The sequence below is a fragment of the Maribacter cobaltidurans genome (assembly GCF_002269385.1).
Taxonomy (GTDB): Bacteria; Bacteroidota; Bacteroidia; order Flavobacteriales; family Flavobacteriaceae; genus Maribacter; species Maribacter cobaltidurans.
This window is the reverse complement of sequence record NZ_CP022957.1, coordinates 652,115-666,614: the sequence shown is the minus strand read 5'-3', so window position 1 is coordinate 666,614 and position 14,500 is coordinate 652,115. Positions and strand designations below refer to the sequence as shown.

The 14,500-nt window shown below is 39.4% G+C and carries 13 protein-coding genes and 2 tRNA genes; 7 read left to right on the top strand and 8 right to left on the bottom strand.

The annotated features are described in order from the left end of the window. Nucleotides 1-124 precede the first annotated feature (124 nt). Nucleotides 125-1,045 (top strand): AraC family transcriptional regulator, encoded by a 921-nt coding sequence (locus CJ263_RS02845; RefSeq protein ID WP_094995879.1) that lies wholly within the window; start codon nt 125-127, stop codon nt 1,043-1,045. Here the strand turns inward: CJ263_RS02845 and cysS are convergent, their stop codons facing one another. Together cysS and folE are read right to left on the bottom strand one after the other, a co-directional pair. Beyond that, nucleotides 1,046-2,524, bottom strand: coding sequence for a cysteine--tRNA ligase (gene cysS / locus CJ263_RS02840; RefSeq protein ID WP_094995878.1), 1,479 nt, complete (start codon nt 2,522-2,524; stop codon nt 1,046-1,048). It lies immediately after the preceding gene. 14 nt (nt 2,525-2,538) lie between these two features. Then, nucleotides 2,539-3,219 (bottom strand): GTP cyclohydrolase I FolE, encoded by a 681-nt coding sequence (gene folE / locus CJ263_RS02835; RefSeq protein WP_094995877.1) that lies wholly within the window; start codon nt 3,217-3,219, stop codon nt 2,539-2,541. A gap of 402 nt (nt 3,220-3,621) precedes the next feature. Between folE and CJ263_RS02830 the strand changes: the two genes are divergently transcribed. Beyond that, entirely contained in the window at nt 3,622-5,079 is a 1,458-nt protein-coding gene (locus tag CJ263_RS02830; protein WP_094995876.1) for a T9SS type B sorting domain-containing protein, read from the top strand. Nucleotides 5,080-5,132: 53 nt separating this feature from the next. Here CJ263_RS02830 and CJ263_RS02825 read toward each other — a convergent pair whose 3' ends face one another. Both CJ263_RS02825 and CJ263_RS20860 read right to left on the bottom strand, forming a co-directional pair. Beyond that, nucleotides 5,133-6,638 (bottom strand): OmpP1/FadL family transporter, encoded by a 1,506-nt coding sequence (locus CJ263_RS02825; RefSeq protein WP_094995875.1) that lies wholly within the window; start codon nt 6,636-6,638, stop codon nt 5,133-5,135. 28 nt (nt 6,639-6,666) lie between these two features. Continuing rightward, on the bottom strand, nt 6,667-7,998 hold the full coding sequence (locus tag CJ263_RS20860) for a hypothetical protein (protein ID WP_158657063.1): 1,332 nt from the start codon (nt 7,996-7,998) through the stop codon (nt 6,667-6,669). A 95-nt stretch (nt 7,999-8,093) separates the two neighbouring features. Between CJ263_RS20860 and proS the strand changes: the two genes are divergently transcribed. From proS to rpsT, 4 genes are all read left to right on the top strand, one after another. Beyond that, on the top strand, nt 8,094-9,569 hold the full coding sequence (proS, locus tag CJ263_RS02810) for a proline--tRNA ligase (protein ID WP_094995872.1): 1,476 nt from the start codon (nt 8,094-8,096) through the stop codon (nt 9,567-9,569). An 80-nt stretch (nt 9,570-9,649) separates the two neighbouring features. Further along, nucleotides 9,650-9,721: transfer RNA gene (locus CJ263_RS02805), tRNA-Glu, on the top strand. Between the two features lie 36 nt (nt 9,722-9,757). Further along, nucleotides 9,758-9,829: transfer RNA gene (locus CJ263_RS02800), tRNA-Glu, on the top strand. Between the two features lie 49 nt (nt 9,830-9,878). Further along, complete coding sequence (rpsT, locus tag CJ263_RS02795; RefSeq protein ID WP_094995871.1) at nt 9,879-10,130, top strand: 30S ribosomal protein S20; 252 nt, start codon at nt 9,879-9,881, stop codon at nt 10,128-10,130. Nucleotides 10,131-10,196: 66 nt separating this feature from the next. Here the strand turns inward: rpsT and CJ263_RS02790 are convergent, their stop codons facing one another. The 3 genes from CJ263_RS02790 to rho all read right to left on the bottom strand — a co-directional run bounded on the left by CJ263_RS02790 (nt 10,197) and on the right by rho (nt 13,275). Further along, nucleotides 10,197-10,886 carry a hypothetical protein gene (locus tag CJ263_RS02790; protein ID WP_094995870.1) on the bottom strand — a complete coding sequence of 230 codons (690 nt, stop codon included), beginning with the start codon at nt 10,884-10,886 and terminating at the stop codon, nt 10,197-10,199. Nucleotides 10,887-10,889: 3 nt separating this feature from the next. After that, nucleotides 10,890-11,534: a hypothetical protein gene (locus CJ263_RS02785; protein ID WP_094995869.1), complete on the bottom strand. Its 645-nt coding sequence runs from the start codon at nt 11,532-11,534 to the stop codon at nt 10,890-10,892. 133 nt (nt 11,535-11,667) lie between these two features. Next, nucleotides 11,668-13,275 (bottom strand): transcription termination factor Rho, encoded by a 1,608-nt coding sequence (gene rho, locus CJ263_RS02780; protein ID WP_094995868.1) that lies wholly within the window; start codon nt 13,273-13,275, stop codon nt 11,668-11,670. A gap of 199 nt (nt 13,276-13,474) precedes the next feature. Between rho and CJ263_RS02775 the strand changes: the two genes are divergently transcribed. Then, nucleotides 13,475-13,885, top strand: a complete 411-nt coding sequence (locus CJ263_RS02775; RefSeq protein WP_094995867.1) for a DUF4293 domain-containing protein — start codon at nt 13,475-13,477, stop codon at nt 13,883-13,885. Between the two features lie 52 nt (nt 13,886-13,937). Here the strand turns inward: CJ263_RS02775 and CJ263_RS02770 are convergent, their stop codons facing one another. Further along, the gene (locus CJ263_RS02770) at nt 13,938-14,432 is read right to left on the bottom strand and encodes a metallophosphoesterase family protein (protein WP_094995866.1); all 495 of its coding nucleotides are present in this window, start codon (nt 14,430-14,432) and stop codon (nt 13,938-13,940) included. Nucleotides 14,433-14,500 lie beyond the last annotated feature (68 nt).

The following is a 14,500-nucleotide window of genomic DNA, read 5'->3' as shown; positions in this document are numbered from 1 at the left end:
TACAATAGAAGAAGTATAATGGTTTGAAGGATTCTATGAATAACATGAACAATTCTATCATTATGATTTTTTTAAGTATAAATTTTTGTACATTCATTAATATATGACTTGAAATTACTAGAAAATGCTAAAGTTGTCCGATACCTTTTTAAAAGGAAGAAGATTGGAGACCATGGTGGAGAACCAAACTTCCTATACGCTAAAAAATGCAGCAATGCATGTTTTTGAAACCCATGAGCAAGCGGAGAAGGTGCTTCTGGAATTTAGCCAGCCTGTTTTGGCTAGCATGATAGAGGGTAAAAAAATAATGCATCTAAGAGATTACGAATCCTTTGATTTTTTGCCCGGGGAGTCCTTGGTGCTTCCCGCGAACGAAACCATGTGCATCGACTTCCCGGAAGCAAAGTCAAAAAACCCTACCCGATGTTTGGCAATGGCCATTTCCGAGGAGAAAATTAAAAACGTACTTCAGTTCATGAACGAAAGTATAACCAAGGATGATGAGAAGGAGTGGAGCTTGATGGATTACAACTTTCATTTTGTGAACGACCCTGGAATTTTTCAAATCCTACAAAGATTGCTCTTTCTTTTTTCTGAAAACCACCCCTCTAAGGATTTTTTTGTGGATAACATGTTAAGAGAGTTGATTATTAGGATTTTGCAGACCAATGAACGTAAAATCTATACCAGTTCCCAAATGTCCATAAATAGCAATAATAGACTTTCTTATGTCATTAGATATATACGGGAACATCTAGACGAACCGTTGAATGTTGAAGATCTTAGTAAGAAGGCATATATGAGCCCCTCACATTTTTACAGGGTTTTTAAAAATGAGCTTGGAATTTCACCTATAGAATTCATTAATAATGAGCGAATAAAATTGGCTACAGGTTTATTGCAGAATCCTAGACTGAGTATTAAAGATATCTATATGCGGTGCGGTTTTGAAAGTAGATCTTATTTTAACCGCGTCTTTAAAAACAGGCAACAACTTTCACCCGGGGAATATCAGGCCAAAGTAAAAACCATCAGGTATTCCTAATTAAAGGCTATAGGTAGTACCTTCTTTCCCGTCTTTTAATTGAATGCCCAATTCTGCCAATTGGTCCCTTATTGCATCGGAAGTGGCAAAATCTTTGTTCTCCCTGGCTTCCTTTCTTAACTGAATCAACAGTTCCACAACTCCACTTAGTTTTTCCGAATCTACACTGGACCCTTGTTTGTCTTCCAATCCTAAGATGTCGAAAACAAAATTTTGCATAGTTTCCAGAAGTAATTCCTTATCCTTTTGGGTGATTGTCTCCGATCCTTCTTTAATAAGGTTGATGTGTTTAACCGCATCAAAGAGTTTTGCAATAAGTATAGGAGTGTTAAAGTCATCGTTCATGGCATCATAACAACTTTGTCTCCAAGCCTCAATATCAAAATCGGTTTTATTTCCCACGGATAGCAACTTTATGGAGCTCATTGAATCCATTAATTTGTTAAACCCTTTTTCCGAAGCTAACAAAGCATCATTGCTAATATCCAAAATACTTCCATAGTGCGCCTGCATCATAAAAAAACGTACCATGGCAGGGGAGAAGGGCTTGCTAAGGATATTGTTTTCACCTGAAAAAATTTCCCCCGGAAGAATACTGTTTCCGGTAGATTTAGCCATTTTTTTCCCGTTGAGGGTAAGCATATTGGCGTGCATCCAATATTTTACCGGAGACTTACCATTACTTGCTTCTGCCTGGGCTATTTCACATTCATGGTGAGGAAATTTCAAATCCATACCTCCACCATGAATATCAAAAGTTTCACCAAGATATTTTGTGCTCATGGCGGTACACTCCAAATGCCAACCTGGAAATCCGTCCCCCCACGGAGAAGGCCAGCGCATGATATGTTCTGGTTCGGCTTTTTTCCAAAGGGCGAAATCCTGGGGACTTTTTTTGTCATCCTGGGCCGTAAGCTCACGTGTGTTCGCAATCATGTCCTCCAGTTTTCTTCCACTTAGCTTGCCATATTCATTGGATTCATTAAACCTCACAACATCAAAATAGACAGAACCGTTTACCTCATAGGCATATCCTTTTTCTAGGATATCCTTAATGATTTCAATTTGTTCTATGATGTGGCCCGTTGCGGTAGGCTCAATACTTGGGGGCAGAAAATTAAACTTCTCCAATATATTGTGAAAGTCTACAGTATATCGTTGCACGACTTCCATGGGTTCCAATTGCTCCAACCTGGCTTTTTTGGCTATTTTGTCCTCACCATCCTCAGCATCATCCACCAAATGTCCGGCATCAGTAATGTTTCTTACATACCTTACCTTATATCCCAAATGACGGAAATATCTAAAAATCATGTCAAATGACATGAAAGTCCTGCAATTTCCAAGATGCACGTTACTGTATACCGTGGGTCCGCAGACATACATGCCTATATGCCCTTCGTTTATGGGAACAAAAGTCTCTTTTTTGCCCGTAAGGGAATTATGAACCCTTATCGTTTGCTCTTGGTACAATTGCATTTTTTAAAAGGGAATTAAAATTGCGTATCCATATTTATATACTCCAGAAACTCGTTACGAACGGCTTCTTCCTTGAATTTACCACCGTATTCCGCGGTTACGGTACTACTTTCAATATCACGTATACCACGGGAATTTACGCAAAGGTGTTTCGCATCTATTACGCAAGCTACATCTTCGGTACCCAATACTTTTTGTAATTCCCTAACTATTTGAATGTTTAGCCTTTCCTGTACTTGGGGTCTTTTGGCATAATAATCCACGATACGGTTCATCTTAGAAAGTCCAACCACGGAACCTTTTGAAATATAGGCAACGTGTGCCCTTCCAACAATGGGTAGGAGGTGGTGTTCACAGGTAGAATAAAGTGTTATGTTCTTTTCCACCAACATTTCACCGTATTTGTACTTGTTCTCAAAGGTGGAAGAATTGGGTTTTCTATCCGGATGTAATCCTCCAAAAATTTCCTTCACGAACATTTTGGCCACTCTATTGGGAGTACCCTTAAGACTATCGTCTGTGAGGTCCATTCCCAAGGTCAGCAATATTTCGCGAACACTTCCTTTAATCCTCTCTATTTTTTCTTCATCGCTAAGGATAAAGGCATCCTTGCGCAATGGGGTTTCCTCCGATGAAGAAATGTGGTCATCTCCCAACTGTTCAAAATGTTCCTCCAATGTACCCTCTGTTTTCATTTAAAAACAATTTTAACAAGGGGCAAAGATATACATTCTATAGCACTTTATATGCGTTGGTAGTTGTTAGGTAACATAAATCGATGTTAAGGTCTAGTGGTTTATTTTTAATGGAGGGAATTGAAAACAGAAGCTATTCGCTCAATTCCTGCTTGAAAAGAACTATCTAGATCGTTTACATCGGGAGTTGAATGTCATCTCCTCAAACACATAACTCATTTATGCCGATTTATCCTTTGATGTAAACATCAAACTAGGGTGGCATATGCGGTGTAAAAGAGCTGATTCCTGTGTTGTTAATACCGTTTATCGATTAACTGCTTAAAAAATCCGTCGAAAAATACTAAACATCATGTAACCTAGTTATTATATACGTTAAATATTGTTAGCCCCAATTAAAACATGCGAACATTATTCGGTATTATTTGTTGTTTTCTCTTATTTTTTTGCAAAGCAAATGCCCAGAACTCAGCAGACTGTAGAACTGCAATCCCTGTTTGTGCAGACGCTCCGATTATGGGGCTTGCCGATGGTGGAGGGGATATTGATGATTTTGACCCGGAGGTTATTAGACAAACCGGCTGTTTGGAAAAAGGGAGCGTTAGTTCTGCCAATATAGAGAACAATACCTCATGGTTTGTCTTTAGGGCCGGTACTGGAGGCCAGGTTGGTTTTGATATTGAGGCTTTGCCTTCGGCTGGAAATTCAACGCCTACCGCGGAATGGGATTTTGCCGTTTACGGACCCTATGATGAAATAGGGGGGCAAAATTTTTGTTCAATTATTGGTGATGGCACATCTGAACCTATTCGGTGTAATTATGAGGTGAACAACACAAGTTTTACCGGGATTGGTGTAAATCCCGAAAATGGCCAGGAGGGAGCTCCTTTTTTGATAGGTAGCCAAAATACCTATGATGAATGGTTGGACGTTCAACCTGGGGAAATCTACTATATTCTTATCAATAATTTCAACACTAATTTTGACGGTGACCCGGAACCTTTTATGCTCACCTTTACGGGGAATTCCGTTCAGGAAAATCAGAATACCGCTTTGGACTGTACACTTAGGGATGAGTTTTTAGGTTTTGATATTACGGCTTGTGAAGGTGACCCAGATATAACACTTAGTGCTTTGAACTCACCAGTAGGGCCGGATATTGCTAGCGTGGAATGGACAGTAGATTATGATGATGATGGTGTGATTGATGGAACATTAGCTGGCTCAGGACCTAGCGGCGCAGAATTAGTGGTAACAAGCCCAAATTCTGGAAGATATTTCGCTACAATAACCACAGCCTCTGGAACGCCACCGACCGTTGCCGATTTAGGCGGGATTTTAATAACATTTTACGGGGTACCTATTCTGGATAGGGTAGAGGTCTTGGATACTAACTTATCCGTTGATCCTGATGCAAACAATGTTGAATTCATTATGGATGGGGATGGAGATTATGAGTATGCTATTAATAATGGTGTCTTTCAAGATGATCCTGTCTTTTTGGATATACCCCCAGGAATAAACACGGTGGTCATTAACGACAAAAATGGTTGTGGCACTACGGAACCCATTGAGTTTTTGGTAGTGGGATACCCTAAATTTTTTACACCAAATGGAGATTCTATAAACGACGAATGGAACGTGAAGGGTATAGAAACCTTAACGAATCCGGTTGTATTTATCTTTGACCGATATGGAAAACTCCTTAAGCAGTTAGGAGCCGTTGAAGGTTGGGACGGAAATTATAATGGAAGACCCATGCCATCGACCGATTATTGGTTTCGATTTGAGTACGAAGAAGATGATGGTGGAATATTGGTGGCCAAAACAAGACAATCGCACTTTACTCTTAAGAGATAAAAAAAGGACCGAATTATTCGGTCCTTTTTTTATATTTATAATATCCAATGAATTTAAAAATTCAAGGTATAGCTTAAAGTAGCATTTGTATTTATCCTGGTTATCATAGCGGGGGTATCCAAACCAGTATCAAACAGTCTTTCATTCATATCCTGCTCCGTTCTGCTGAGAGCAAAATCCAATCGGCTACCACCAAAATTAAACCCTATACCAGTAGAAAATCCATTAAGGTCATCTATAGTATTACCGTTCGTATAAGGACTTTGTTCAAATCTATAACCTCCACGAAGGCTCACCATTCCCAATCTATATTCTCCACCAACCCTAAAAGTAGATACACCGCCAAGCTCATTTGCAATTTGGTTGTTCACGGTTTGGAAATTGGAATCGTTATTAGGTCGCAATTCCGACTGGGAAAAATCCTGATATCCATAATCAAAACTTAGCAGTCCGTTTTGCCCAAAGACCAAGGCCATGCTACCAGTTAATTTTGAAGGAGTTTTAATAGTGTATGTATCGAATAAGTTTACGATGTTGAAATCAATAAAATTGATGTCATCATCGGCTAAATCGGAACTTATTCTTTGGGAAAAGTCATCGGTTAGCCTGTACCACGTAGGGGATTGATAACTTCCTCCCAAACGAACAAAGTCGTTCAATTTCGCAATGGCTCCCAAACTAAAAGAAAAGCCGTTTCCTTCGGTACTTAGAAGATTGTCAAATGTTGTCCTCTGTATAGGGGAATCTGCATCGTAACCATTTTCGGTGAACTCAGTATATTGGTCGTAAAGCACATTATGAAAATTTAAGGAAGCGCCTAAATAAAGATTGTCCCTGAATTGACTAGCGGCATTTACGGTAAATTTACTATTATACCCAGTGGTCGTTTTTAAAAAATCTTGGTTTACTGACGAATATTGGGTGTTGCTGATATAGTTTGTAGTTTCGTCATCTTGATTCTCAGGGTCTAAAATACCGCCATAGTAGCCTAAGAAAGCCTGTTGTTCCCTGAATCCCTGTGATGCACCAATATCTAAATAAGCGTCCTCAATAAATTCATCCTCCTGAAGCAATATGGATCCAAAAGGAACACCTTGGGCAAAATTCAAAAAGTAATTGTCTATGCCTTGATTGCTATTTCCTGAAACATAGGTTTTATTTTCAAAACTTTGGACCATATCATAATTGAATGCCAAGGAGAATTTTTTCCAATCGGAATTTTCGTCTGTGTTATTAAAGACGAATGCTCCACCAATTTGGTTTAAATCTATTTCGTTTCGTTTCGTATTGGTGAGAGTACCGAAATAATTGGCATCGTTATCCCTTCTAAAATGGGTTCCGGAAAGGGTCAATAGACTGTTATTGAAAACAGCTGAACCGGCAGGATTTATATTTAGTGCCGACATGTCACCGCCTAGAGCTCCAAAAGCTCCGCCCATGGCCTGGAATCTTGCCGTGCCAGGTAGATTTTCCTGCCCATAGCGCAATACATCGTTTATATTTTGTGCGCTACCCACAAGGCATAGGGATAACGTTATGAAAGTGAATATTCTTTTCATTATTGCAATTTTTTAATGTTGAGTATGATTAGTTACTTCGACCACCGGAAGATCTGCCTCCACCAGAAGACCTACCTCCACCAGAAGATCGACCTCCCCCGGAAGATCTAGATGAGCTTCCGCCTGAACTTCTATAGCTTCCATTAGAGCCCCTGGAACTACTTCCTGAGCTATAGCTTCTTCCTGAACTACTTCTTCCAGAGCTATAACTTCTTCCTGTTCCCATACTTCTGGAACTACCATAAGAAGAACTGCTTCTGCTGGAGCTAGAACCCCTATAAGTGGATGTTCTAGGAGTTACGGCCCTACTGGTTCTACCGGATATTCCGCTCCTATTGTAAGTGGACGACGATCTTGAAGTTCCGCTAGAGTATCCATTTCGTCTAGTATTGCTATAATACCTGGGCGTAGCTCTAGTGCTTCTACTGGTTCTATAGGCCCTGTTTTGGTCTACGCTAACCGTTCTTCTGCTAAGGGAACTGCTTCTTCTTGTATTTGACGAACTCCTAGCGGAAGCTGTCCTGGAATCTGTGCTTCTATACCTAGGGGAATTTCCTCTGGTATTTACATTTGACCTTCCTCTTAAAGCCGCAACGCCATTGTTATTTGAATTGTAGTAACCACGTCTTGTACGATTGTAGGAGTATGCATAGTTCCTTCGGTAATTTCTGTTGTATAGGTTACCATAATAACCTCCCCAACCATAATTTCCGGCCCATCCCCATCGATTCCATCGGTTCCATCCCCATGGGTTGTTCCAGCCCCATCCATAATATCCTCCGTAACCATAGTAGCCTCCCCAGCCCCAGTTGTTCCATCCCCAAGGGTTGTTCCAGCCATAATAGCCACCCCAGCCCCAGTTGTTCCATCTCCATGGGTTGTTCCATCCCCATCCATAATATCCTCCGTAACCATAGTAGCCACCCCAGCCCCAGTTGTTCCATCCATTGTCATAAATATTCACAACAACGTTTTGGGCATTATCTCCCCAACCTCCATAGCCTTGATAGTCGTTCGGGCTATTGTAATAATCCGTTAACTGATCTTGAGGAATACTATCGTTTAAGTCGTTACTGGAATAGGAATCTATATCAGTGAAAATTTCATTGTCAACTATTTGTCCATATTGATCGGCCTTTTGTCCAAAATAGTCCGTAAAAGTGTCGGACTCTGTATTCGCCGTTGAATTAGATTGCCTGTCCGGTCTTCTTTCAACGGTTCTTGGTACATCATCGGAATAAATACCGTCATTATCGTAATAAGAAGCTGATTGATACGAACCACAGGAAACTATTAGCAATGCCAGTGCAGCAACCATGAGTCCGTGAAAATATTTTGTGTGGGATGTAGAATATATCATCGTTCTAAAATTATATTGTTGAACATACTAAAAATAACTAGTTTTACCGAATTATTTTCTTTAATAAGCACAAGTTTTGTGCCAAACTCCTAACAATGGGTAAAAATTTAACTACTAGAAGCGAGGACTATTCCAAATGGTATAATGAATTGGTTGTTAAAGCTGATTTAGCCGAAAACTCCGGTGTAAGGGGGTGCATGGTCATAAAACCGTATGGTTATGCTATATGGGAAAAAATGCAGGCCGGTTTGGATAAAATGTTTAAGGAGACAGGACATGAAAATGCCTATTTTCCTCTTTTTATCCCCAAATCCTATTTGAGTAAGGAAGCAAGCCATGTTGATGGCTTTGCCAAGGAATGTGCCGTGGTAACACACTATAGGTTGAAGAACGCAGAGGATGGAAGCGGTATTATCGTAGATCCTGATGCCAAGTTGGAGGAGGAATTAATCGTTAGGCCGACCTCCGAAACCATTATATGGGATACCTACAGAAAATGGATTCAATCTTACAGGGACTTGCCCCTTTTAATAAATCAATGGGCGAATGTTGTTCGTTGGGAAATGCGTACACGACTTTTTTTAAGAACTGCTGAATTTTTATGGCAGGAAGGACATACAGCACATGCAACGGAGCAGGAAGCCATTGACGAGGCTATACAAATGATGAACGTATACGCCGAATTCGCCGAAGAACACATGGCGGTTCCCGTTATAAAAGGGGTTAAAACGGAGAGTGAGCGTTTTGCCGGCGCAGTAGAAACCTATTGTATAGAGGCCTTGATGCAAGATGGAAAGGCCTTACAGGCCGGAACTTCCCATTTTTTGGGTCAAAATTTTGCCAAGGCATTCGATGTTAAATTTGCAAGTAAAGAAGGTAATAAAGAGTTTGTATGGGCAACTTCTTGGGGGGTTTCAACTAGATTGATGGGTGCATTGATCATGACACATTCAGATGATAACGGTTTGGTGCTGCCTCCAAAACTGGCTCCCATCCAAGTAGTGATCGTTCCCATATATAAGGGGTTGGAGCAGTTGGCCGGAATCTCTGAAAAAGTAGACCCATTGGTCAAGGAACTCAAGTCCAAAGGCATATCCGTGAAGTATGATGATCGCGACACTCAAAAACCTGGATTCAAGTTCAACGAATATGAGTTAAAGGGTGTACCCGTCAGATTGGCCATTGGACAAAGAGATCTCGCGAACGGTACATATGAGGTAGCAAGAAGGGATACTCTAGAAAAAACCACAGTACCTGCTGATGAAGTAGTGGCTAAAATTGAATTTTTATTGGAAGACATACAAAAAACGATTTATAAAAAGGCCTTTGATTATAGAAATGAACATATTACAGAGGTAGATACCTATGAAGAATTCAAACAAGTACTGGAAACGAAAGGAGGTTTTGTTTCCGCACATTGGGATGGTAGTGCCGAAACCGAAGAACGAATAAAGGAGGAGACCAAAGCAACTATTAGGTGCATACCATTGCACGTTGAAGATGAGGAGGGTACATGTATATTGACAGGTAAACCTTCTTCAAAAAAGGTTCTGTTTGCAAAGGCATACTAAAAGAATTCAAAAAAAAATAATAGGGAGTTGTGATAGTGAAAAATAATTGTATTTTTGCATCCGCAATTACGTAAAGTAATGGCCCGTTCGTCTAGGGGTTAGGACGCCAGGTTTTCATCCTGGTAACAGGGGTTCGATTCCCCTACGGGCTACTGAAAAAAGGAACCATGGTTCCAAATTGGCTTAATGGCCCGTTCGTCTAGGGGTTAGGACGCCAGGTTTTCATCCTGGTAACAGGGGTTCGATTCCCCTACGGGCTACTTGAATTAAATGGACGTTGAGGTTCAAAAAAATATAATAAGTTAAAAGATGGCAAATCATAAGTCGGCATTAAAGAGAATCAGAAGGAACGAAGCAGTACGTTTACGTAATAGGTACCAGCATAAAACTACGCGTAATGCTATTAAGAAATTGCGCGCTGAAGAAAATAAAAAGGATGCCGAGGCTCTTTTTCCAAGTGTTGTGAGTATGATAGATCGTTTGGCAAAACGTAATATTATTCATAGTAACAAAGCGGCCAATTTAAAAAGTAAATTGGCAAAGCACGTAGCTGCGCTCTAAGTTTTTTTTAACTGAATAAAGTTTAAAACCCTCTTACGCAAGAGGGTTTTTTTATGGTCCTTATCATTATCTGAAAGCTTTTTTTCTACAAACAAAAAAGCCGATACAAAAACTTAGATACATTAGTATGATTAGAACGTGGAGAATAGTTCTTAAATCATAGGCCAGCCATAGCTGATATTTTATATAGCCGATTAAAAAGAGAACTGGGGCAAATAGATGAAATATAAATAAGCCAATACTTACCCAGAATGCGAGGTTATAAGGTTGTACTAAAGGTAGGGAGTGTTCACGTTTATCCTTGAAATAGAGAATAATTATGAACAAAAGGACCCAAGAAGCAAAGGCATTTGCATAAAACAAAGTGGTGTAGGTTGGATTTTGAAAAAAGCAGGAAACCAAATAGGCTAGCATAGCCAATATACTCGCATTACGTATCCATTTTTTGTATTTCTTGTTTATGGCTAAATTCCAATAGGCATAAAAGAAAAAAGGAAAAAAAATCAGGTCATAAATATTATAAATAATATCATTAAACCTAGTATCCTGAATATTCGGAAAAAATGAAAAATCGGGATAATATCGTATAAAATATCCCAAAATTTCATTTAGTAGGGTGTACGCTATAATTGCAGGTAAATACTTGAAATGCGTATCAAAGTATTTTGGATAGGCAATTATGGACAAAACAAGGGTAATACCGTATGCAAAGACAAAATAGCTCCTTTGAAAAAAGTCTATAATTTCTTGTGTCATTTTTTAGAAGTCCGTTTTAGGCGGAGGTCCTCCATTTCCCCTGTTTAAAGTAAGACTGGTCCCCCCTTGCATAATAGGTGTAGCGGGAATGGTTGGTAGTAAGGAGGCTTCAGCTTTTTGTCTGCCGTCTTTTGAATTTACACCACTTTGAGATTTGAACCAATCCCTCACTAACTTGGCCTTTCCTTCACTGTCTATGAATATTCCTCCATAGTCATTATTCACGGCTGCAGTCGGTAATAAGAATACCGTATTTTTTTTAGGATATTTTGTACTGGTATTTCCATAATTTCCAAAATAAATACGCAGGCTATCGGCGGTAGTTCCTCCTTTTTTCGCTTCTTGTTCCACATAGCCAATATACTCTTTGAGTACTTCAATATCGAAAGAAACAAATTGTGTGGGTACAAATGGTTTTCCGTCAGTTTGGGATTCCGCTTCCATCTTCTCAATAATCCTTGCTCTTCTATTTTTATAATTTACGTAAAGAGAGTCCGCTTCTTCAAGGGATATTATTTGTTTGGGAGCCTCATAGGTGATTTCTTGGGCTTCCATTTCCTGGCTTTCTTTTTTAGGGTTTTCTTGGCAGGCTGCAAACAAAGTGGCCAACGCAATAAAAAGTAAAAATTTACTACTAGTGGTTTTCATGCGATAAGTTCTTTTAGGTTGTTGTTTTGGGGGAAACTTGTTTAAAGATATGGTTTTATTTCAAAAAAAGGCATAAAAAAAGCTCTAATGGTAAGGCCGTTAGAGCTTGTAACTATTTGAGAGATAAATAATACTACTGGTTCATAGTCATTAAGAACTCTTCGTTATTTTTGGTCTGTTTGAATCGCTGCTCTATAAACTCCATGGCTTCGACCGGATTCATATCCGCCAAGTACTTCCGCATGATCCACATACGTTGTAAGGTGTTTTCATCAAGCAACAGGTCATCTCGTCTGGTGCTGGAAGAGGTGAGGTCTATGGCAGGGAATATTCTTCTATTGGCAATCTTACGATCTAATTGAAGCTCCATATTACCTGTTCCCTTAAATTCTTCAAAGATAACCTCGTCCATTTTGGAACCTGTTTCTGTAAGAGCCGTGGCAATAATGGATAGTGAACCTCCATTCTCAATGTTACGGGCCGCTCCAAAAAATCGTTTTGGTTTGTGCAATGCATTGGCATCAACACCCCCACTTAATACCTTGCCCGAGGCGGGTTGTACGGTATTATATGCTCTGGCCAATCTGGTAATGGAGTCTAAAAGTATTACTACGTCATGTCCACATTCCACTAATCTTTTTGCTTTTTCAAGGACAATATTTGCTACACGCACATGTTCTGAAGCTTCTTTGTCAAAAGTGGATGCTACAACCTCCCCCCGTACATTACGCTGCATATCCGTAACTTCTTCTGGACGCTCGTCGATCAAAAGAATAATTTGATATACCTCTGGGTGGTTTGCCGCGATACCATTGGCAATGTCCTTTAAGAGCATTGTTTTACCCGTTTTGGGCTGCGAAACAATCATTCCCCTTTGTCCCTTTCCTATAGGGGAAAAAAGGTCGATAATTCTTGTGGAAATCGTACTTTGCCTTTCGGCCAGGTTAAATTTTTCCTTTGGGAACAAAGGTGTCAAATGCTCAAAGGAGACCCTATCACGTACCACTTGTGGGTCAATGCCGTTGATTTTGTTCACTTTGATCAAAGGGAAGTATTTTTCACCTTCCTTTGGAGGCCTTACATTTCCTAAAACGGTATCCCCTGGTTTTAGACCGAACAATCTAATTTGGGATTGGGATACATAAATATCATCCGGTGAGGAAAGGTAATTATAGTCCGATGACCTTAAAAAGCCATACCCGTCCTGCATAATGTCCAATACGCCCTCACTGGTAATGATGCTATCAAACTCATATTCCGGTTCCTTGTACCTATTCTTTAAATCCTTGTCAAAATTACTCTTGTCGTGATTGTTGTTACGAGGGTGATTTTGCTTTCTATTGTTCTGATTTTTATTTTGCTGGGGATTTTTTTGATGTTCCCTTTTGGTATCGTTCTCGTTGCTTTTTTGTCGAGCTCTAGGTTTTCTCTGTTCGGTTGATTCTGGCTTTTGGGAATCGTTGTTTTTGGGTTCAGATTTTTCCTTAGTCTTATCGGGAGTATCTTTTTTATTCTGGTCTTCAGCCTTATTTCTAGAGATTCTAGGCTTTTTGGCCTTGGGTTTTTCTGTTTCCGTCGGGACCACCGATTCTGCGGCCTTGGGGTTGGCTGCCTGTAAATCTAAAATTTGGTAGACCAAGTCCAATTTTTTTAAGGTCTTGAATTTAGGAACATTTAGTCCCTTGGCTATTTCCTGAAGTTCAGGTAGCTTTTTTGATTTTAATTCTGAAATCTCAAACATTAATGATATAAATAAGTTGTGTATTTTACTTTTGACAAGAAGAAATCTAAATCGAAATTAATTGGATAAAGATGGGAAAGTTTTCCCTTCGGTAAGTGTTATCATAAATAACGACACAATAATACAAATTATTTTCAATAATTGATGGATAATTCTTAAAAAGACCTGTATTTTTGTGCTGCCAAGGACAAAACAGAGTATGATTCAAAGAATACAGACCGTTTATTTAATCATTGTTGCTTTATTGGCCGGCATATTGCCATTTTTTGTAAACCTTTGGTCAGATGCCAAAGGAGAGGAGGTTTATGCCAGTAATGAAGTATTGGTTTCCATATTATTTTATATAATTGGTGCGTTGGCGCTATGGGCCATATTTTTATTTAGAAAAAGAAAGAACCAGTTTGTAGTGAACCGGTTGAATATGATATTGAACCTTTTTTTACTAGGATTTTTCGTTTATCGATCACTAAATTTATCCGGAGAGACCACGGTCTCGGAGAAGGGTATTGGGATGCTGATTCCTGTATTTTCTATCGTTTTTTTAGCCCTTGCCAATAGGGCGATCAAAAAGGATGAAGATCTTGTAAAATCTGTAGATCGTTTACGTTAAACCTAACATCTTAGTAGTATTAGTGCGAAAACCCAGGGTAGTTCCTGGGTTTTTATCTTTTGCCAAGTTCTACTATTTCTAAATCCTTAATTTCCTTTCCTTCGATCGTAAAGCGCAGCATGGTCCTTATTTGGTGAAAACCATGTTTGCCACAGGCACCCGGATTCATATGAAGTACACCGAGCTTTTTATCCCAAATTACTTTTAGGATGTGTGAGTGACCGCAAATGAATAGCTTTGGGGGTTTTTTTTTAATCTCTTCCCTTGTATTAACATTATATTTTGGTGGATAACCTCCTATGTGGGTAATCCAAACATCTACCTCCTCACACATAAATCTATTGTTCAAAGGAAATTCCTTTTGAATTATGTGGTCGTCTATGTTACCATGTACCCCGCGTATTGGTTTTAATGCGGAAAGGCTATCTGTAACTTTTAGGTTTCCTATATCCCCTGCATGCCAAATTTCATCCGCTTGTGCTGCATATTTAAGAATGGTTTCGTCTATATGGGAATGTGTATCGGAAAGAAGTAAAATCTTGGTCATATTCGGATGGACAAATTAAAGATGGGCCCTGCCCTTATTTTGGTTTTAATATCTTTGTCGGCTACAAA